We start from the raw sequence: 19,922 nt of genomic DNA, 5'->3' as shown, positions 1-19,922 counted from the left end.
GATCCTGACCGCTAAAACCGGGTAGAATGCCGCCACGCAATGAGGGTATTGGACATGGCTTTAGTTGGGCGTTACAACAGTTTGCAAGTAGTTAAACACACTAACTTCGGTTTATATCTGGACGGTGGCGCGGATGGCGAAATCCTGTTGCCTAATCGTTATATTCCAAAAGATATTCCCAGCGAAGATGAAGACTGGCTAAACGTTTTTGTTTATCTGGACAGCGATGACAAACTCATCGCTACGACTGAAAAGCCGAAAGTTCAAGTCGGTGAATTCGCCAGTTTGAAAGTTGTTGAAGTCAACAGCATTGGCGTGTTCCTGGATTGGGGGCTGCCCAAAGACCTGTTACTGCCGTATTCGGAAGAAAAGCGCCAGATGACGGCCGGGGAATACGCCGTGGTGCATGTCTATCTCGACAAGCATACCCGTCGCATTACGGCGACCGCGCGCCTGGATCGGTACCTGGACAAGACGCCCGCCAACTACACCCCAGGCCAGGAAGTTGACTTGCTGGTGGCCGAAGCCACCGACATGGGTTTCAAGGCCATCATTAACAACAAGCACTGGGGCTTGATTCACAAGAACGAAATCTTCAAGTTCATGCGCGCTGGCAAGGAAGAGAAGGGCTTCATCAAGGAAGTTCGCAGCGACGGCAAGATCAGCCTGAGCCTGCAACCGGTAGGCGTCGAAGCGGCCAGTAGCCTGAACGCCAAGATCCTCGCCAAGTTGCGCGAGAACAACGGCAGCCTGGCAGTCAGCGACAAGAGCGATCCGACCCTGATCAGCAGCATGTTCGGCGTCAGCAAGGGCAACTTCAAAAAGGCTATCGGCGCGTTGTACAAGAACGGCCAGATCGTGATTCATGCCGATCGTATTGAATTGAGCTGAGTCGCCCATGTGCTTTGATGTCGAGGTTTCAGGGTGAGCGCCACCCGGCGCAGCGCCGACGGATTTGCCCTGCAAGTGATGGTGGGGTTGTGCCTGGTCTGGGGCATTCAGCAGGTGATGATCAAGTGGGCGGCGCCCGATATTGCGCCGGTCATGCAGGCAGCGGGGCGTTCGGGTATGTCCGCGCTGCTGGTGGGGTTGTTGATCTGCTGGAAGGGCGGCTGGAATCAGGTAGGCGCCACCTGGCGTGGCGGGCTGTTGGCCGGGGCCTTGTTTGGCCTGGAGTTCCTGTTCATTTCCGAAGGCCTGCAATTGACCACGGCGGCGCACATGTCGGTGTTCCTCTACACCGCGCCGATTTTCACGGCGTTGGGCGTGCACTGGTTGCTGCCGAGTGAGCGTCTGCGGCCTCTGCAATGGCTGGGCATTTTCCTGGCCTTCGTCGGGATCGGCATTGCGTTTGCTGCAGGGTTGTCCTGGGATAACCTCGATCGCCGCATGTTGCTGGGCGATGCTTTGGGCGTACTGGCGGGGGCTTGCTGGGGGGCGACCACTGTGGTGGTGCGCGCGTCGCGTCTGTCGGAGGCGCCGGTGACCCTGACGTTGTTTTACCAGTTGATCGTCGGTTTTGTCGGCCTGCTGCTGATTGCATTGCTCAGCGGCCAGATCACCCATGTCAGCCTGACCGGTGTCGCGCTAGCCAGTGTTTTGTTCCAGGGCATCGTGGTGTCGTTCTTCAGCTACCTGGTCTGGTTCTGGTTGCTGCGCCGTTATCTGGCGGCCAATCTCGCGGTTTTTTCGTTCATGACGCCCTTGTTTGGCGTCACGTTCGGGGTTGTCCTGCTGGGGGAGGCGCTGAGCCTCAACTTCGTCATCGGTGCCGTGCTGGTGTTGCTGGGGATTACCTTCGTCAGCGCTGAACAGTGGGTGCGTCGCCGGTTGCGCAGGGTCCTTGGGCAGGCTTGAACGGCTGCCATGCAGGCCGCCAGCGGTCGGTGATATGCCCGGATGAACTCAGGTCGTCGGATTGTGACCCATTCAGTAACAGATCGTTGTCATGTTCGGCGAGCATTGCTCGACACTTCGGACTATTATCAGTGCGAAGCGGCTACAGAATTCCGGTCGCCCGGCACTACCCTGAAGGGGGCATCATGAAAGAGAAAATTCAAAACTGGCTGCACGACTTGGGTGTTGCACTCGGTTTGATCGAACCGCCTCTGCAACCTGTGCCTATTCGCACCGACGACGAACAGCGCCGACGCCAGCAGCGTCGCCGGTAATCGCGACGCCGTCTTTGCAGCAGCAGCCAAGGGTTGCTGCTGGCTACTCCATGCGCAGTGATGCGTGCAGGAAGATCGGCCAGGTCAATGCCGCCCGATCTCCATCAAGAACCGGCTCAAGTCGTTCGCCGTCCTGGCGGTCTTGAGCATCTGGTCTTCCTCGGCGGTAAAAGCCGTCAAGCCAAGTTCGTCTTCGAGATGGAAGATCAAGTCTTCGATATCCGCTCTATCCAATCCTAACTGCGCCAGGCTGGCGTTGTCGTCGAAGTCATCCTGGCCTTCCAGCAGGCGGCTGATGAAGTGATGTACAGCGGCGCGCACGGCAGCTCTCTTCATGGCAGGTCTTCCACGATTGTGGTGACTGTCCCTGCGGGTTGTTCCTGAAGTTGAGTACAGCAGGCTTCAGGCGTGTGAGCGCTGCCACTGGTCAATCATGTGCCGCAGATGGTCCCCGGAAAAACTGCCGAAATGCCCGCCATGTACCGTACGGATCGGCAGGGCGCGCAAGCGCTGCAAACTGCGGGCGTAATCGTCGAGGTTGGAGTGGTAGGCGTCTTCGATCAACGGCCCGTCGTAGATGATGTCGCCGCTGAACAGGGTCTCGGTGGCCGCTTCGTACAGGCTGATGCCTCCCGGCGAGTGCCCCGGCGTATGCAGCACTTGCAGCACCCGGTTGCCCAGGTCGAGCACGTCGCCTTCGTCGATTGTCCCGGTGGCCGGTGCAGCCTTGACCCGATATTCGGCGTAGCACAATGGGCAATCGGGGTGCGCTTCGAACATGTCATCGCCGACAAAGGCTTTGCTCAAGTCATTTTCGCCGTCCGGAGCGGCCAGGATATCCGCTTCGGCCGGGTGTACCAGGCGCTGCGCGAATTCGTGGTGCCCGGCGATGTGGTCGAAATGGCAGTGACTGGCCACTGCCACCAAGGGCCGCTCGGTAATCCACGGCAGTTGTTCGCGCAGGCTGACCAGCCCCGAGCCGCTGTCGAGCAACAGGTCTTTGTCGCGGCCTTGAATGTGCCAAAGGTTGCAGCGATAGAAAGGGCGGATGTAAGGCTCGTGAATCAGGCGGATGCCATCACTGAGCTGTTTGACTTCGAACCACTGATCGCGGCTGACGATCTTCATGGGCGGTTTCCTTCAGGCGAAAAAAAACGAGTGTGGCAACCGACGCCACACTCGTCGAAGAAAGCATCAAGTCGTTATATGTCAGCTTAGGCGGCGCTTGCCTGCATCGCCGGGCGAGGGGACAACAGGCTGACCACCACGAAGCTCACCAGGCTGACACCGAGGCTGTAGTAGATTGGCGTGTTGGCATCCATTCCGTCCTTGAACATGAAGACCAGGGCGGTGATAAACCCTAGTGCCATGGCGGTGATTGCCCCTGCCGTGGTGGCGCGTTTCCAGAAAATTGCCCCCATTAGTGGGATCAGCATGCCGCCTACCAGCAGGTTATAGGCCAGGGTCAGGGCGCTGATGACGTCATTCACGACCAGGGCGATACCCAGCACTACAATTCCGGTCAACAGGGTGAACAGGCGGTTGATGGTGACGTTCGACTGTTTGCCACCACGCAGTTTCGGCAGCAGGTCTTCGGTCAGGGTGGTGGATGCGGCAAGCAGGCCGGCGCTGGCGGTGGACATCATGGCTGCCAGGGCTGCGGCGATCACCAGGCCACGGATGCCGTCCGGCAGCGAGACTTTGACGATAGCGGCAAAGGCGTTGTTGACATTATCCAGGTCCGGGATCAAAACGTGTGCGGCCATACCGATCAGTGCGCACACCAGACCGTAGATGACGCAGTAGATACCGGCCGAAGTGCCGGCATACTTCGCTACTTTTTCGCTGCGAGCGGTGAACACCCGTTGCCAGATGTCCTGGCCGATCAGGATGCCGAAGAAGTAGATCATGAAATAAGTGATGATGGTGTCCCAGCCAATGCTGGTGAAGCTGAAGCTGGCGGCCGGCAGTTGCGCGACCAGTTGATCCCAGCCACCGACACGGTACAGGCAGATCGGCAGCAGCAGGAACATCAAGCCGACGGTCTGGATGCCGAACTGTACGATGTCGGTCAGGGTCAGCGACCACATGCCGCCAATGGTCGAGTAGATCACGACGATGCCACCACCCAGCAGCACGGATATCCAGAATGGCAGGTCGAACAACACCTGCAGCACCGTGCCGATGGCCAGGATCGAAGTCACGCCGATCATCAGGGCATAGGCCAGCATGATGGTCGCGCTGGCGGTACGGGCCATTGGGTTATAGCGTTTCTCCAGCACTTGGGTGACGGTGAACACTTTGAGTTTCAGCAAAGGTTTGGCAAGGAACAGGTTCAGCGCGATGATCCCGCAACCCAGTGCAGCGCAGAGCCAGAAGCCAGAGATGCCATGTACGTAGCCCAAACGCACGGTGCCAACTGTGGACGCGCCGCCGAGGACGGTGGCGGCCATGGTGCCCATGTACAGGCTCGGGCCGAGGTTACGACCGGCAACCAGGTAGTCTTCGTGGGTCTTGGCCTTGCGCATGCCGTAATAGCCGAGTATCAGCATCGCGGCGGCGTAGATGAGTACGACGAATAAATCCAAAGCCATTGTGGCGTGTCTCCGATTGTCTTTTTTATGTGAAACAAAAGCGTTTCTGTGGGGCTGCTTTCTGTGGGAGCGAGCCTGCTCGCGAATACGGTCTGTCAGTCACATCAGGGTTGAATGTGCCGCCGTCTTCGCGAGCAAGCCCGCTCCCACAGGTGGATCTGCGTCAGGCCGGCTGACGCAGATCAGGTTTTGTCGTAATGCTTGTGCTCTTGCTGCGTGAATCATTGGGTCCGAACACCGCGCTCGATTCCGGGAACAGGCTCAGCAGCGCCAGGTACACCAGCGAGGCCAGGCCCAGGGTGACCGGCAGGCTGATGTCGATACCGCCAGCCATTTCGCCCAGCGGTCCGACGAATTGCCCCGGCAGGTTCACGAAGCACAGGCCGACAGCCGCGCTCGGGATCCAGGCACCCAGGCCACGCCAGTTCCAGCCGTGGGTGAACCAGTAGCGGCCACCTTTTTCGCCGCGGGTAAACACCTGCAGGTCATCCGGGCAGTAGAAGCCGCGACGCACCAGCAGGCCGATGATCATGATCACCATCCACGGGGTGGTGCAGGTGATGATCAGCACGGCGAAGGTCGAGACGCTCTGCACCAGGTTCGCCGCGAAGCGACCGATGAAGATGAAGGCAATCGACATCACACCGATCAGCAGCGTGGCCTTGACCCGCGACAGTACCCGGGGGAACACGCTGGACATGTCCAGGCCAGTGCCGTACAGCGAAGTCGTACCCGTGGACATGCCGCCGATCACCGCAATCAGGCAGACCGGCAGGAAGAACCAGCTCGGCGATACCGCCAGCAAGCCGCCGACATAGTTGTTGGCCGCGATATAGTCTGGTGCCTTGATCGCTACGATGGTGGCGGTGGTCAGGCCGAACAGGAACGGGATGAAGGTCGCGATCTGCGACATCACTACCGCTGCCATGATCCGGCGCTTGGAGGTCTCACGCGGAATGTAGCGCGACCAGTCGCCCAGGAACGCCCCGAAGGAGATCGGGTTGCTCATGGCCACCAGCGCGGCGCCGATAAACGCCGCCCAGAAACCCGGTTGTCCCATGTTCACGGTGCCGGCGTAGTTCACATCGAAGGGACCGGCGAAAGCGAAGACGCCCAGCAGGAACAACAGGCTGGCACTCCACACGGCGATCTTGTTGACCCACAGCAGGAAACGGAAACCATAGATGCAAACGGTCAGCACCAGGATTGCGAACAGGCCGTAGGCCAGGCCCAGGGTCAGGTCGGTTTCCGGCAGGCCGATCAGGCGTTTGGCGCCACCGATCAGTGCATCACCCGAACTCCACACCGACAGCGAGAAGAACGCGATGGCGGTCAACAGCGACAGGAACGAACCGACGATCCGCCCGTGCACGCCGAAGTGCGCACCGGAAGACACGGCGTTGTTGGTCCCGTTGATCGGGCCGAACAGGCCCATCGGCGCGAGGATCAGCGAACCCAGCAACACGCCCAGCACAATCGCCAGCACGCCCGCCTGAAAGGACAGGCCAAACAGCACCGGGAAGCTGCCAAGTACGGCGGTGGCAAAGGTGTTGGAACCCCCGAAGATCATCCGGAACAAATCCGTCGGGCCTGCGGTGCGTTCGTTGTCCGGGATCTGTTCGACCCCGTGGGTTTCAATTTGCGTAAGGCTTTGGTCGTTGTTGTTGTTATTCATGATCTGCTCCGATCATAAAGGCGCGCTCATCGTGCGTGAGCGTCACCTGTGTTGGCTAAGGGGATGGCAGCCCTTCCGGCATCGCGGACAAATGTTCGTGGCAGGCCAGCCATAGGCCTTGTTGTTCTTGGCCAGACGCTTGTTTCCTGAAAACAATCGTCTCGCGCTCCTGGCTAAAGTGCTGCTCCCCTTGCATGCGCAGCTCGGTGGCCACGTCATGGATGAAAATCGCCACATCACCCTGCAGGCTGACAAAAGCGTTGCTCGAGGTGCACGAGAGCACCTCGAAGCCGTCCTCGGCGCGCCAGCTGTCCCACAATCCCTGGTAGGCATCGCGCGACAGCAAGGGCTGCTCGAGGGTGTAGAAGACGAAGCTGGCATCGGCGCTGAACGCGCCGAAGTAGGCTTCGCGATCATTGCGGGCGAAGGCGGATACCAGATTGGCAGCCGCTTTCAAGACCTGATCGCGTTCATTCATGACCGATCCTCAGCGATGGACCACGCCAGGCAGTACGCAGAGCATTTCGTACAGCAGGTTGGCGGCCAGCAGCGAGGTGTTACCGGTGGTGTCGTAAGCGGGCGAGACTTCTACCAGATCGCAACCGACCAGGTCCAGGCCTTGGCAGCCACGAACGATCTCGATTGCCTGAATGGTCGTCAGGCCACCGATTTCCGGGGTGCCGGTGCCAGGTGCCCAGGCCGGGTCGATACCGTCGATGTCGAAGCTCAGGTACACCGGACCGCCGCCGACTTTCTCGCGCACTTCGGCCATCAATGGTGCCAGGGATTTGTGCCAGCACTCTTCGGCCTGAACCACGCGGAAGCCCTGGTTGCGGCTCCAGTTGAAATCGTCAGCGGTGTAGCCCTGAGCGCGCAGGCCGATCTGGACCACACGGTCCGGGTCGATCAGGCCTTCTTCGACGGCGCGACGGAACGTGGTGCCGTGGGCGATTTTCTCGCCGAACATGTGATCGTTCACATCGGCATGGGCGTCGATGTGCACCAGGCCGACCTTGCCGTGCTTTTTATGGATGGCACGCAGGATCGGCAGGGTGATGGTGTGGTCGCCTCCCAGCGTCAGGGGGATCACATCGTGTTCGAGGATGTTGTCGTAGGATTCTTCGATGATCCGTACGGCATCCAGCAGGTTGAAGGTGTTGATCGCCACGTCGCCGATATCGGCAACCGACAGCGAATCGAAAGGCGCAGCGCCAGTGGCCATGTTGTACGGGCGAATCATGACCGATTCAGCGCGAATTTCGCGAGGCCCGAAGCGGGTGCCAGGGCGCAGGGAAGTACCGATGTCCAGCGGCACGCCGACAAAAGCGGCGTCCAGACCTGCAGCGGTCGGTACGTGGGGGAGTCGCATCATGGTGGCGATGCCGCCGAAGCGCGGCATTTCGTTGCCGCCCAGTGGTTGGTGAAGAATCTTGTCCACAGGTAGGGCCTCATCGTCGTTGTTTTATTTATTGGGTTTCGCCGTTCACGGAGGGCACGGGCGAACCTTGTGGCAGCGATTCTGCGAAATGTAGTGGCCGGGAAGAATCGCTACGGGCAAATACTTAGTTCAGATTTTTCTAAACTAATGGAAGTGGGAGAGATAGACTTCACAGGTTGAACGCCGCAACCCATGTGGGAGCGGGCTTGCTCGCGAAGGCGTCGTGTCAGTCGATATCAATGTTGCCTGATACACCGCCTTCGCGAGCAAGCCCGCTCCCACAGTTGATCTCCATCGCCATGAGCATCACGCGCTATTTTGTAATCGGAGCCCCCATGGCCAACGCTTTACCCGACCTGAAACTTTTGCGCATTTTCGTCAGCGTGGTCCGCCATCAGGGCTTCGCCAACGCCCAGCAAGAGCTCAACCTTTCGACATCGGCCATCAGCACCTACATGAGCCAGCTCGAATCCGCCTTGGGGCTGGTGTTGTGCCATCGCGGCCGTGGCGGGTTCAGCCTGACCAGCAAGGGTGAGCTGTTTCATCAGGAAACCTTGCGTCTATTGGGCGAACTCGAAGGTTTCGAGCAATATGCCGCCGCGCTCAAAGGCGAATTGCGCGGTACGCTGAACCTGGGAGTGATCGACTCCACGGTCAGCGACAAGGCCTTGCCGTTCGCCGAAGCCATTGGCGCCTACAGCCAGGAGCACCCGGCGGTGCACTTGCACCTGTCGGTGATGAGCCCCTATGAACTGCAACTGGGTGTGCAGGACAACCGCCTCGACCTGGCCATCGGCGCGTTTTCCACGCGCATGAGCGGTCTGGTGTACATGCCCCTGTACCGAGAGCAGCACTGGTTGTATTGCAGCACGCGGCACCCGTTGTTCAATGAACGGCGCATTCCCGAGCAAGTCATCACCCAACAACGCATGGTCGGCCGAGGCTACTGGAGTCAGGCCGAACTGGCCCGTCACGGCTTCAAGCACAGCGCCGCGACCGTGGAGAGTATGGAGGCGCAGCTGATCCTGGTGCTGTCCGGCGCCTACATCGGTTACTTGCCGGAACACTATGCCCAGGCGTGGGCCGACAAGGGCGACCTGCGTGTGTTGTTGCCGGCGACCTTCGGTTATCAGGCTCCGTTCTCGATGATCGTGCGCCGGGGGCGTAGTCGCGAGCCGTTGATCCAGACCTTTCGCGATTTGCTCAAAGCACAACTCAACCAGGCGTGAAGAAGATGCCGAGAATTCAATGCCCCCGCTGCCTGCGTCCTCAGAGCCATTGCCTGTGCCCGCTGATCCCCAGCCTCGACAGCCGCACTCGGGTGTTGCTGTTGCAACACCCGAGCGAAGTGAACCATGCGCTGAACACCGCGCGGTTGGCGGCATTGGGGTTGAAGAACGCCGAGCTGATCGTCGGTGAGGTGTTCGAGGATTTGCCAAGGTTATTAAGTCAGCCGGGCTATCAGGCGCGGTTGTTGTTTCCTGGCGAGGAGGCGCAACCGATGCAGGCGTATACCGCATCCGACAAGCCGCTGTTGCTGGTGGTCCCGGACGGAACCTGGCGCAAGGCGCGCAAGATGTTGCACTTGAACCCGTTGCTGGCGGCGCTGCCCAGGGTAACCCTGGCCGAGGGTGGCGTGTCCCGCTATCGACTGCGCAAGGCGCCAGGGCCCGGCGCGTTGTCGACAGTGGAGGCGATTGTGCAGGCGCTGGAAGCTCTAGAGGCGCCGACCTCGTTTGCGCCGTTGCTCAAGCCGTTTGAAGCACTGATCGAGGGGCAGATTGCGGCGATGGGGGAGGAGACTTTCCTACGCAATCACACTCACTGATAGTTCCCACGCTCTGCGTGGGAATTCATCCTGTGACGCTCTGCGTCACGCTTGTAAATGGGACGCGGAGCGTCCCGGGCTGCATTACCACGCAGAGCGTGGGAACGATCGGTGGTTAGCGCTCGCGCATCGCCTCGGTCCGTGCTTTCAGTACTGGTTTAAGCAGGTAGTCCAGCACCGTCTTTTCCCCGGTAATGATATCCACCGTCGCCACCATCCCCGGAATGATCAGCAAGGGTTTCGCGTCCCCGCCAAGGTGGTTTTTATCGGTGCGCACCTGGATCAGGTAAAAGCTGTTGCCCTTGTCGTCGGTGATGGTGTCGGCGCCGATCAATTCCAGCTTGGCACTCAGGCCACCGTAGATCGTGTAGTCGTAGGCACTGAACTTGACCATGGCTTTCTGGCCCGGATGCAGGAACGCCACGTCCTGTGGCCGAACCTTGGCCTCGATCAGCAGGTTGTCTTCCAGCGGTACGATTTCCACCATGTCACTGCCCGGCTGGACCACACCGCCGATGGTGTTGACCTTCAACAGCTTGATAATGCCCTTGACCGGCGAGGCCACGGTAGTGCGGGTCACGCGGTCGTCGATGGCAATGCTCGAGGCCGTGATTTTCGACAGGTCGGTACGTTTTTCATTGAGCTCTTTCGCTGCATCCGAGCGGAACGACTGTTCGGACTCGTCGATCTTGCTGCGGATCTCGGCAATGGCCGATTCCGCCCGGGGAATGGCCAGGGTAGTGGCGTTCAGTGAGCCGCGGATTTCCACCGCGCTGCGCTTGAGTCGCAGGATCTCCACCGGCGACACGGCGCCGGTCTTGACCAGGGGCTCGGACATCGCCATCTCCTGGTTGACCAACGCCAGGCTGGAGCCGTACTGCCCGGCTTTGGAACGAAACTCCGCCAGTTCCTGGGTTTTTTGCCGCAGTTGTTCGGTCAGGGTGCGCTGTTCGCTGGCCAGTCGGCGTTGGCGCTGTTCGTACAGCGAGCGTTCGTCTTCGGCGACTTGCGGCGCCTTGGCGATCACCTCTTCCGACAGCTTGAATGGCCGTCCTTCGGCTTCCGCCGACAGGCGTTCGACCTGAGCGGTCAGCGCGTAACGATCGACCTCGCTTTCGCCCTTGTTCGACAGGTAGCGCGTGTCATCCAGGCGTAGCAGGGTATCGCCCTTGTTCACCATTTGCCCTTCACGCACGAAGATCTCGGTGACGATGCCGCCCTCAAGGTTCTGGATCACCTGGACCTTGCTCGACGGAATCGCCTTGCCTTCGCCCATGGTGACTTCCTGCAGTACCGCGAACTTGGCCCAGACCAAGGCGCTGATCAGCAATGCGGCGGCGAGCCACACGGTGATCCGCGACCAGCGTGGGGAGTCCTGCAGAGCGGCGCCAGCCGTTTCCGGCATGTACTCGGCTTCGGCACTTTTGCCGAAGCTGTCAAAGTAGCCACGTGCTTTCGAAGCATTCGATGAAGCAGACATAGGCGACTCCTAGACGGCCGCAGAGCCGACTCGGCCCTTGCGCAATGCATCGATGACCGCTTCTTTCGGGCCGTCGGCGACGATCCTCCCGTTGTCCAGTACCACCAAGCGATCGACCAGGCTGAGCATCGAGGTGCGATGGGTCACCAGCAGCAGGGTCTTGCCCTGGACCCAGGCGTGGAGTTTTTGCCGCAAGGCGTCTTCGCTGCTGTTGTCCATGGCACTGGTGGGCTCGTCGAGCAGCATGATCGGTGGGTCGAGCAATAAAGCGCGGGCCAGCAATACTGCCTGGCGTTGACCACCGGACAGCAACTGCCCACGCTCGCCGACCGGGCGGTCGAAGCCTTGCGGATGTTGCCGGGCGAGTTCGGTGACGCCGGTCAGTTCGGCCACTTCGAGCATTCGTGCGTCACTGATGTAGCGCGCGCCCAGGGTCAGGTTGTCACGCAGGCTGCCGGCCAGCAACGGCAGGTCATGGGCGACGTAACCGATCTGATGGCGCAGGTCGGCGACGTCCAGCTGGCGCAGGTCCAGGCCATCGAGCAGCAATTGGCCTTGCGCCGGTTCGTAGAATCCCATCACCAGGCGCGCCAGGGTGCTTTTGCCGGAGCCGCTGCGACCGATGATGCCAATCCGTTCGCCGGGTTTCACGCTGAAACTGACATTGGCCAGCGCCGGGGCGTTCTGGCCGTTGTAGTGGAAGGTCACGCCGACCACATCCAGGGCGCCTTGCAGTTGCGTGCGCTCCAACGGCCGTTGTTTGGCATCGCGCTCCTGGGGCAGGGACATCAGCGCGTCGGTGCTTTTCATGGTCAGTTGCGCTTGCTGGTAGCGGGTGATCAGGCCGGCGATTTGCCCCAGCGGCGCCAGGACGCGACTGCCGAGCATGTAGGTCGCTACCAACGCACCGACGCTGAGGTTGCCGGCGATGATGCTGTAGACCCCGGCGACGATGGTGGCCATGCCGGAAAACTGTTGGATGAACAGCGTGCCATTGGTGGCCAGCGCCGAGAGGTTGCGCGCGTGGCTGTCGAGGCGGGTGAGGGCGCCGTGGGTGCTTTCCCATTTGTGCTGGCGTTCGCTTTCGGCGCTGCAGGCCTTGAGGGTTTCCAGGCCGCCCAGGGTTTCGATCAGCAGGGCTTGGCGTTCGGCGCCCAGGGCCAGGCTTCGCTGCACGGTGTCACGCAAGCGCGCCTGAATGATCATGGCGAAAATGATCGTGATCGGAAACGCCAGCAGTGGAATCACCACCAGCCAGCCACCCAGCAGGCCGATCACCACCAGCATCAGCAGTGCGAAGGGCAGGTCGATCAGGCTGGTGAGGGTGACGGCGGTGAGGAACTCGCGCAGACCCTGGAAATCGTGAATGCTCTGGGCAAAACCACCAATAGTCGCTGGCTTGGCTTTCATCGCCATGCCCGTGATGCGTTCGAACAGGGTCGCCGAGAGAATCACGTCGGTCTTCTTGCCGGCGGTGTCCAGTAGATGCGCGCGCACCACCCGTAGCACCAGTTCGAAACCGGTGCCGATCAGCAGGCCGATGGACAACACCCACAGGGTCGAGGTGGCCTGGTTCGGCACCACGCGGTCGTAGGTCTGCATCACGAACAGCGGCACCATCAGCCCCAGCAGGTTGATCAGGAAGCTCGCCAGGATCGCATCGCTGTACAACCATTTCGACAGCTTCAGGGTGTCGCGAAACCACGCCTCTACCCGTGGCACCAGCGGTGAACGAAGGTCTTCGAGTTCATGCCGTGGCCGGGCGAACAGCGCCTGGCCACTGTAATGCCCGGCAAGCTCTTGCGTAGTGGTCCATTGTTCGCCGCCATCGGCTTCGCTGGGCAAAACCAGGACCCGGCCATCCTCGCCAAAGCGGCGCAGCACGGTGGTACGACCGTTGTTGAGAAACAGCAGCACTGGCAGGTTAAGTGCAGAGATGTCTTTGAGGTCGCGGCGCAACAGGCGCGCCTGCAATCCGGCCCGGGCCGCTGCGCGGGGCAGCAGGTCCAGGCTCAGGCGTTGGTGTGCCATAGGCAGCCCGGCACTCAGGCTGGCGCGACTGACCGTCGCGCCGTGGAGTTTGCAGAGGATCAACAGACCGTCAAGAAGCGGGTCATCGAAGCTCAGGCGTGGATCGACACCGGTGTTGGCGGTTTCCATGCTGGTCACATTGATCGCTCCGGTAATTGCATAGATACCTGCACATCAGCCCGTAGGAGCTGCCGCAGGCTGCGATCTTTTGACTTTGATTTCAAGAAAGAAAAGATCAAAAGATCGCAGCCCGCGGCAGCTCCTACAGGGGGTTATTTGAGTTCAGGCAGGCGAGCTTCGCTTTTCACTTCGGCCTGGGCGATTGCATCGGCGGGCAGCACCACGCGTTGCTTGCTCAGCAACTGACCCATGTTCGCCAGCACCCGGTACATCGAAAACTCCTCGATGTAGCGTACTTCGGTGTAGCGGCGATTGGCGTTGTAAAGCTCGTTTTCGCTGTCCAGCAGGTCGAGCAGGGTCCGTTGGCCGAGGCCGAACTGATCCTGATACGCCACGCGTACGCGTCGGCTGGTTTCGGCATATTCGCGGGCGGTCGGGGTTTGCTTCTTGGCGTTGACCATCGCGTTCCAGGCCAGGTGGATGTTTTCGTTGAGCTGGCGCAGGGCGTTGTTGCGAATGTCCATCGCCTGATTGATCTTGTGGGCATCGGACTGCAGGCGCGCCTTGTCACTGCCGCCGCGGAACAGGTTGTAGTTCATCACCACCCCGACCCGCCACTCGTTGTCATGGCCTTCTTCGCCCGCGATGTTGTTGTTCGCGCCCACCGCGGCTTCGGCGTCGAAGCGCGGGTAGAACGGCGACTTGGCGACTTCGTACTGGCTCTCGGCTGATTGCACGTCGGCCTGGGCGGATTTCAGGTAGGGGTTGTTCTCCACCATGCTTTGCTGGGCATCTGGCAGGGAGGCTGGCACCTCACCGCGGATCGACGGCGGGGCTTCCAGTTCATCGGGCAGGCGCCCGACGACGGCGGCGAAGTTCGACTCGGCATCGGCCAAATCGACTTCGGCGGTGTCGAGGTTGTTTTCCGCCAGTGCCCGACGGGCAGTGGATTGGTCGGCGTCGGCGTTGCTGCCGATCCCCCGCTGGGTGCGCATGCCGATCTGGTCGTTGACTCGAAGGTGCGCTTGCAGGTTGTTCCTGGCCAGGGTCACCAGTTCACGGCGCTTGAGCACTTCGAGGTAAACCTCGGCGGTGCGCAGGGCCAGGTCCTGGGCGGTGCCTTGGGCGTAGTACGCCCGGGAGTTGACCACGCCCTTGGTCCGCTCGACTTCGTTGGCGGTGTTGAACCCATCGAAGAGCATCTGACGAAGGCGCAGTTCTGATTGGGTGTAATTGAGGATCTCGGTGTGGTGATTGCCAAACGCTTGATCGTTGCGGGTGTTGGTGTTGTCGCTGTACCCGCGCCCGTATGCCGCATTCAGGTCCACCGATGGATAAAAGCCCCCCTTGGCGACCTTCACATCTTCATCAGCCGACAGACGGCTGTCCACCCGCGATGCAAGCTCCGGGTGGGTGACGATAGTGCTCTGGATCGCTTCCGTCAGTGACATTGCATGCGCTTGGGAGCTGCAGGCAATTGCCAGCAAAACTGCGCTGTAGAGGGGGCTTAAAAGGCGCATCGTGCATCTCCCTGAATCCTAATGGTGCTTTATCAGTCGCCAATTATTTGACGAAATTTATAGGCAAAACCGTTTCAAGCTTGTAACACAAGAGCTAAGAACATTTTCAGGAAGAGCTAAGAAGTATTTCTCATAACGCTTATGCCAAAAAAAACTTATGTACTCTGCAAAATCCAGCACATTGTTCACTGTGAAAGCCTTGATTTATGCGCTTTGTGGCGCACATCAGGATTTGAAAAAAGTTCAAATCCACTTATCGACAAAGAGCGGAGAAGTGCTGGAGGGGAGGGATGCGGCGCAGACTGAGGTGACGGTTTTTTGTCACTTGGGTGGTTCAGGACTGTTACGCAAAGCTGGCGGATGACGTTGTTCTCGACAGGTAGCCCAATGCCATTGATTGCAAAGGTCTTATCCGGGTCATGGACACCGGCCGCAAGCAAAACGCTGGACGAGATCGACGCCAGGGCAACGGTTACTTCAGGTAGTCCGTATTGACTGGCAGACGATCTATCCGCTATCCCGCTTGAGCCCATGTGCATCTCCGCATTCAGACAGGTGCCGACAAAGCGTTGGCAGCGGAGGGAATGCACATGGCTACGCTCATCGGTATCGTCAGCAAGGTTATCGGTCAGGTCTTCGCGGTGGCGGGTGACGGCACCCGTCGAGTGTTGATCGAAGGGGACCGGTTGTTTGCCGGCGATCAGCTGGTGACCGGGGCCGAAGGCGCGGTGGCGGTGCATCTGCAAAATGGCCAGGAACTGACGCTGGGTCGCGGCAGTAGCCTGCAAATGACCGCCCAGTTGCTGGCTCAGTCGTCGCCCCATGTGGTGACGGATGAAGCGACGACCCCGAGCCAGGCACAGTTGACCGATGTCGAGCAATTGCAAAAAGCCATCGCCGCAGGCGACGACCCAACCCAGACCGCCGAAGCGACCGCGGCCGGTCCGGGGTCGACCGAACCTGCCGATGGAGCACAGGGTGGGGGCCACAGTTTCGTCATGCTCGAGGAAGTCGGGGGGAGGGTCGAACCGACCATTGGCTTCCCCACCGCCGGGTTCAATGGCATTCCAGAGTTCCCGCTTGCGCGGCACGACGGCGATAACAACCCCGACAACGCTGAGCCTGCGCCGCTGATCAGGCCGCCGGTGGTCACACTGCCCGAAGCCCCACCGTCGGACGTCACGCCACCAGCCGTCATACCACCGGATGTCACGCCACCTGTCGTCACGCCACCTGAAGTCTTGCCCCCGGTCATCACGCCACCGGTGAACCATCCGGTCAGTCTCGATGGTCTGTCAGTGGAGGGTGGTGAACTGACCGTCAACGAAGCCAACCTGCCCGACGGTTCCGCCAGCAATCCCGCCGCACTGACCCAGAACGGCACCTTCACCGTCACGGCGCCTGACGGGCTGACCAGCCTGAGCATCGGTGGCATCGCCGTGATCAGCGCTGGCGTAGCCAACGGTTTTCCGCAGTCGATCACCACGCCGCTGGGCAGCACCCTGACCATCACCGGGTACAACCCAACCACAGGCGTCGTGAGTTACAGCTACACCCTCAACGACAACGAAAACCATTCGAGCGGCGACGGCACTCAACTCAGCGAACACTTCACCGTGATTGCCGGTGACAGCAATGGCGACACCGCCACCGGTTCCCTGGACGTCACCATCGTCGACGACATGCCCAAGGCGAAGGATGACAACAACCCCGACACCGCCTCGGAAACCCGGCTCAGCCTCGAAGGCAGCGTCCTGGGCAATGACGTGCAAGGTGCCGACCGGGTAGCGATCGGACCCAACAGCGGCCCAATCACCCCCGGCACGTTCGTCGGCACCTACGGCACCCTGGTGCTCAACGCCAATGGCACCTACACCTACACCCTCAATCCCGGCGATGCCGACTTCAAGGCCTTGCACGCGGGCGGCAATGGCACCGAAACCTTCACCTACATCCTGACCGATGCCGACGGCGACAGCAGCACCGCCCAGCTGGTGCTGAACGTGCACAACAACGATGACGGGGTGACCCTCGGCGGCCTGGACGTCGCAGGCGGCGAACTGACCGTCTACGAAAAAAACCTCATGTACGGCAGCGACCCTGATGCCCCGGCGCTGACCCAGCACGGGACCTTCACCGTCAACGCCCCGGACGGCCTGCAGAGCCTGAGCATTTCCGGTGTCTCGATCATCAGCGGTGGCGTGGTGCAGCCGTTGCCGATCTCCGGCACTACCGGGTTGGGCAGCACCCTGACCGTCACCGGCTTTGACCCGGCCACCGGCGTGGTGAGCTACAGCTACACCCTGAACTACACCGACACCCACCCCAACGCCGACGGTGCGAACAGCATCACCGAGAACTTCGAAGTCATCGCCATCGATGCCGACGGCAGCGAGGCGCGTGGGGAAATCAACGTCAAGATCGTCGACGACCTGCCGACCGCCAACCCCGATGCGACCTCGGTGGTCGAGGGCGGCACCGTCACCGGCAACGTACTGTCGAACGACGTCGGCGGTGCCGATGGCTCCGGCGGCGGCGTGGTCGGCGTGCGTGCCGGCAATGACACCTCGACCCCGGTGCATGGCGGCCTGAACAGCCAGATCAACGGCACCTACGGCTACCTGACGCTGGATGCCGCGGGCAACGCCGTGTACCACAGCTACCCGAACTCGGTCAGCGGCCCGGGTGCGAGCGACGTGTTCACCTACACCCTGCGCGACGCCGACGGTGACGAAAGCACCACCACCGTGACCATCGACGTGCACAACAGCTGCCTGGTCGCGGCCAGCGATCATGACGTCACCGTGTACGAAAAAGCCCTGGACCTGCACCAGGACGGCCAGGACCTGGCCCCCGGCAGCGTGAATGGCAGCCAGCCGAGTAGCGCCGGTGAAACCGCCAGCGGCACCCTGGTCGGCTCGGTCCATGGCGCCAGTGGCGCCATCACCTACAGCCTGCTCAGCAACGCCATCGGCACCTACGGCCAACTGCAGCTGCACTCCGACGGCAGTTACACCTACACCCTGACCTCACCGGCCAGCACCATGCCGCAGGTCAACGACGGTGCCAATACCCTGCACGAGAGCTTCACCTACCAGGTCACCGACAGCCAGGGCAATGTCGCGACCAGCACCATTGTGATCAATATCGTCGATGACGTGCCGACCGCTACTCCCGATATAGCCTCGGTGGGAGAAGGCGGCTACATCGGCGGTAATGTGCTGTGGAATGACAACGCGGGTGCCGATGGCCAGTTCGCCGGCGGCGGCGTGGTCGGCGTGCGTGCCGGCGACGACACCTCGACCCCGGTGCATGGTGGCCTGAACACCCAGATCAACGGCACCTACGGTTACCTGACGCTGGATGCCGCGGGCAACGCGCTTTACCACAGCTACCCGAATTCGGTGAGTGGCCCGGGCGCGAGTGACGTGTTCACCTATACCCTGCGCGACGGTGACGGTGACGAAAGTACCGCCACCATCACCATCGACGTACACAACAATTGCTTTGTGGCGACCAGCGACCACGACGTGACCGTCTACGAAAAAGCCCTGGACCTGCACCAGGACGGCCAGGACCTGGCCCCCGGCAACGTGAATGGCAGCCAGCCGAGCAGCCCGGTCGAAACCGCCAGCGGCACCCTGGTCGGCGCGGTTCACGGCGGCAGCGGTGCCATCACCTACAGCCTGCTCAGCAATGCCATCGGTACCTACGGCCAGCTGTTGCTGCACCCCGACGGCAGCTACACCTACACCCTGACCTCACCGGCCAGCACCATGCCGCAGGCCGACGACGGCGGCAACACCCTGCACGAAAGCTTCACCTACCAGGCCACAGATGCCCAGGGCAATGTCGCCACCAGCACCATCGTGATCAACATCGTCGATGACGTGCCCACCGCTAACATCGACCACACCTCGGTGGGAGAGGGCGGCTACATCGGCGGCAATGTGTTGTGGAACGACCACGTAGGCGCCGATAGCCAGTTCGCCGGCGGCGGCGTGGTCGGCGTGCGTGCAGGCGCGGACACCTCGACCCCGGTACACGGGGGCCTGAACAGCCAGATCAACGGCACCTACGGCTACCTGACTTTGGACGCAGCGGGTAATGCGCTGTACCACAGCTACCCCAACTCGGTCAGCGGCCCGGGTGCGAGTGACGTGTTCACCTACACCTTGCGTGACGGTGACGGTGACGAAAGCACCACCACCATCATCATCGACGTGCACAACAGTTGCCTGGTCGCAGCCAGCGATCAGGACGTCACCGTGTACGAAAAAGCCCTGGACCAGCCGTGCGACACCGGCGAAACCGCCAGTGGCACCCTGGTCGGTGCGGTCCATGGCGGCAGCGGCGCCATCACCTACAGCCTGGTCAGCAATGCGATCGGCACTTACGGCCAACTGCTGCTGCACCCCGACGGCAGCTACACCTACACCCTGGCCAGCCCGGCCAGCACCACACCGGCGGCCAACGATGGCGCCAACACCCTGCACGAAAGTTTTACCTACCAGGCCACCGACGCCTTGGGCAACATCGCCACCAGCACCATCGTGGTCAACATTGTCGATGACGTGCCGACCGCTATCGCCGATGCCACCTCGGTGGGAGAGGGCGGCTACATCGGCGGCAATGTGTTGTGGAACGACCACGTAGGCGCCGATGGCCAGTTCGCCGGCGGCGGCGTGGTCGGCGTACGTGCCGGCGACGACACGTCGACCCCGGTACATGGCGGTCTGAACAGCCAGATCAACGGCACCTACGGCTACCTGACTTTGGACGCAGCGGGTAATGCGCTGTACCACAGCTACCCCAACTCGGTCAGCGGCCCGGGTGCGAGTGACGTGTTCACCTACACCCTGCGCGATGGCGATGGTGACGAAAGCACCACCACCGTGACCATCGACGTGCACAACAGCTGCCTGGTGGCGGCCAGCGATCAGGACGTCACCGTGTACGAAAAAGCCCTGGACCAGCCGTGCGACACCGGCGAAACCGCCAGTGGCACCCTGGTCGGTGCGGTCCATGGCGGCAGCGGCGCCATCACCTACAGCCTGGTCAGCAA

General features: G+C 61.1%; 15 protein-coding genes. 6 read left to right on the top strand and 9 right to left on the bottom strand.

The genetic code is table 11. From position 1 onward, the window contains the following. Nucleotides 1-54 precede the first annotated feature (54 nt). The 3 genes from CGA21_RS10825 to CGA21_RS30130 all read left to right on the top strand — a co-directional run bounded on the left by CGA21_RS10825 (nt 55) and on the right by CGA21_RS30130 (nt 2,171). On the top strand, nt 55-891 hold the full coding sequence (locus CGA21_RS10825) for a S1 RNA-binding domain-containing protein (RefSeq protein WP_179056192.1): 837 nt from the start codon (nt 55-57) through the stop codon (nt 889-891). Between the two features lie 33 nt (nt 892-924). After that, nucleotides 925-1,857: an EamA family transporter gene (locus CGA21_RS10820; RefSeq protein ID WP_188264192.1), complete on the top strand. Its 933-nt coding sequence runs from the start codon at nt 925-927 to the stop codon at nt 1,855-1,857. A 185-nt stretch (nt 1,858-2,042) separates the two neighbouring features. Further along, on the top strand, nt 2,043-2,171 hold the full coding sequence (locus CGA21_RS30130) for a PA1414 family protein (RefSeq protein WP_007914492.1): 129 nt from the start codon (nt 2,043-2,045) through the stop codon (nt 2,169-2,171). 84 nt (nt 2,172-2,255) lie between these two features. On the opposite strand, the gene CGA21_RS10815 is transcribed toward CGA21_RS30130, so the two are convergent. The 6 genes from CGA21_RS10815 to speB all read right to left on the bottom strand — a co-directional run bounded on the left by CGA21_RS10815 (nt 2,256) and on the right by speB (nt 7,878). Continuing rightward, nucleotides 2,256-2,507, bottom strand: coding sequence for an acyl carrier protein (locus tag CGA21_RS10815; protein ID WP_110752635.1), 252 nt, complete (start codon nt 2,505-2,507; stop codon nt 2,256-2,258). Nucleotides 2,508-2,573: 66 nt separating this feature from the next. Next, nucleotides 2,574-3,299, bottom strand: a complete 726-nt coding sequence (locus CGA21_RS10810; protein ID WP_188264191.1) for an MBL fold metallo-hydrolase — start codon at nt 3,297-3,299, stop codon at nt 2,574-2,576. Nucleotides 3,300-3,385: 86 nt separating this feature from the next. Continuing rightward, nucleotides 3,386-4,765 (bottom strand): sodium:solute symporter, encoded by a 1,380-nt coding sequence (locus CGA21_RS10805; RefSeq protein ID WP_020795400.1) that lies wholly within the window; start codon nt 4,763-4,765, stop codon nt 3,386-3,388. 163 nt (nt 4,766-4,928) lie between these two features. Beyond that, nucleotides 4,929-6,440, bottom strand: coding sequence for a purine-cytosine permease family protein (locus CGA21_RS10800; RefSeq protein ID WP_110752639.1), 1,512 nt, complete (start codon nt 6,438-6,440; stop codon nt 4,929-4,931). A gap of 55 nt (nt 6,441-6,495) precedes the next feature. After that, nucleotides 6,496-6,918 carry a YybH family protein gene (locus tag CGA21_RS10795; protein WP_188264190.1) on the bottom strand — a complete coding sequence of 141 codons (423 nt, stop codon included), beginning with the start codon at nt 6,916-6,918 and terminating at the stop codon, nt 6,496-6,498. A 9-nt stretch (nt 6,919-6,927) separates the two neighbouring features. Then, nucleotides 6,928-7,878 carry an agmatinase gene (speB, locus tag CGA21_RS10790; protein ID WP_008060136.1) on the bottom strand — a complete coding sequence of 317 codons (951 nt, stop codon included), beginning with the start codon at nt 7,876-7,878 and terminating at the stop codon, nt 6,928-6,930. Nucleotides 7,879-8,213: 335 nt separating this feature from the next. Between speB and CGA21_RS10785 the strand changes: the two genes are divergently transcribed. Together CGA21_RS10785 and CGA21_RS10780 are read left to right on the top strand one after the other, a co-directional pair. After that, entirely contained in the window at nt 8,214-9,107 is an 894-nt protein-coding gene (locus tag CGA21_RS10785; protein ID WP_007984914.1) for a LysR family transcriptional regulator, read from the top strand. Nucleotides 9,108-9,112: 5 nt separating this feature from the next. Continuing rightward, entirely contained in the window at nt 9,113-9,706 is a 594-nt protein-coding gene (locus tag CGA21_RS10780) for a tRNA-uridine aminocarboxypropyltransferase (protein WP_188264189.1), read from the top strand. Nucleotides 9,707-9,821: 115 nt separating this feature from the next. On the opposite strand, the gene CGA21_RS10775 is transcribed toward CGA21_RS10780, so the two are convergent. From CGA21_RS10775 to CGA21_RS10765, 3 genes are all read right to left on the bottom strand, one after another. Beyond that, entirely contained in the window at nt 9,822-11,186 is a 1,365-nt protein-coding gene (locus tag CGA21_RS10775; RefSeq protein WP_110752647.1) for an HlyD family type I secretion periplasmic adaptor subunit, read from the bottom strand. A gap of 9 nt (nt 11,187-11,195) precedes the next feature. After that, nucleotides 11,196-13,355, bottom strand: a complete 2,160-nt coding sequence (locus CGA21_RS10770; RefSeq protein WP_188264188.1) for a type I secretion system permease/ATPase — start codon at nt 13,353-13,355, stop codon at nt 11,196-11,198. 134 nt (nt 13,356-13,489) lie between these two features. Beyond that, nucleotides 13,490-14,857, bottom strand: coding sequence for a TolC family outer membrane protein (locus CGA21_RS10765; RefSeq protein ID WP_188264187.1), 1,368 nt, complete (start codon nt 14,855-14,857; stop codon nt 13,490-13,492). Nucleotides 14,858-15,447: 590 nt separating this feature from the next. On the opposite strand from CGA21_RS10765, the gene CGA21_RS10760 reads away from it, so the two are divergent. Continuing rightward, nucleotides 15,448-19,922, top strand: a 4,475-nt coding sequence (locus CGA21_RS10760) for a retention module-containing protein (protein ID WP_188264186.1), incomplete at its 3' end; no start/stop codon positions are given.

Origin of the sequence: Pseudomonas sp. PSB11 (assembly GCF_014596605.1) — a bacterium.
GTDB classification, from domain to species: domain Bacteria; phylum Pseudomonadota; class Gammaproteobacteria; order Pseudomonadales; family Pseudomonadaceae; genus Aquipseudomonas; species Aquipseudomonas umsongensis.
Note: the sequence above shows the minus strand (reverse complement) of the source record. Positions and strands in the feature narration are given on the sequence as shown.

Excerpts from the sequence above, each read along its gene's own strand:
- CGA21_RS10800 (WP_110752639.1), bottom strand. The coding sequence starts at position 6,440 with ATGAATAACAACAACAACGACCAAAGCCTTACGCAAATTGAAACCCAC.
- CGA21_RS10825 (WP_179056192.1), top strand. The coding sequence starts at position 55 with ATGGCTTTAGTTGGGCGTTACAACAGTTTGCAAGTAGTTAAACACACT.
- CGA21_RS10815 (WP_110752635.1), bottom strand. The coding sequence starts at position 2,507 with ATGAAGAGAGCTGCCGTGCGCGCCGCTGTACATCACTTCATCAGCCGC.
- CGA21_RS10780 (WP_188264189.1), top strand. The coding sequence starts at position 9,113 with ATGCCGAGAATTCAATGCCCCCGCTGCCTGCGTCCTCAGAGCCATTGC.
- CGA21_RS10810 (WP_188264191.1), bottom strand. The coding sequence starts at position 3,299 with ATGAAGATCGTCAGCCGCGATCAGTGGTTCGAAGTCAAACAGCTCAGT.
- CGA21_RS10795 (WP_188264190.1), bottom strand. The coding sequence starts at position 6,918 with ATGAATGAACGCGATCAGGTCTTGAAAGCGGCTGCCAATCTGGTATCC.
- CGA21_RS30130 (WP_007914492.1), top strand. The coding sequence starts at position 2,043 with ATGAAAGAGAAAATTCAAAACTGGCTGCACGACTTGGGTGTTGCACTC.
- CGA21_RS10765 (WP_188264187.1), bottom strand. The coding sequence starts at position 14,857 with ATGCGCCTTTTAAGCCCCCTCTACAGCGCAGTTTTGCTGGCAATTGCC.
- CGA21_RS10785 (WP_007984914.1), top strand. The coding sequence starts at position 8,214 with ATGGCCAACGCTTTACCCGACCTGAAACTTTTGCGCATTTTCGTCAGC.
- CGA21_RS10805 (WP_020795400.1), bottom strand. The coding sequence starts at position 4,765 with ATGGCTTTGGATTTATTCGTCGTACTCATCTACGCCGCCGCGATGCTG.
- CGA21_RS10775 (WP_110752647.1), bottom strand. The coding sequence starts at position 11,186 with ATGTCTGCTTCATCGAATGCTTCGAAAGCACGTGGCTACTTTGACAGC.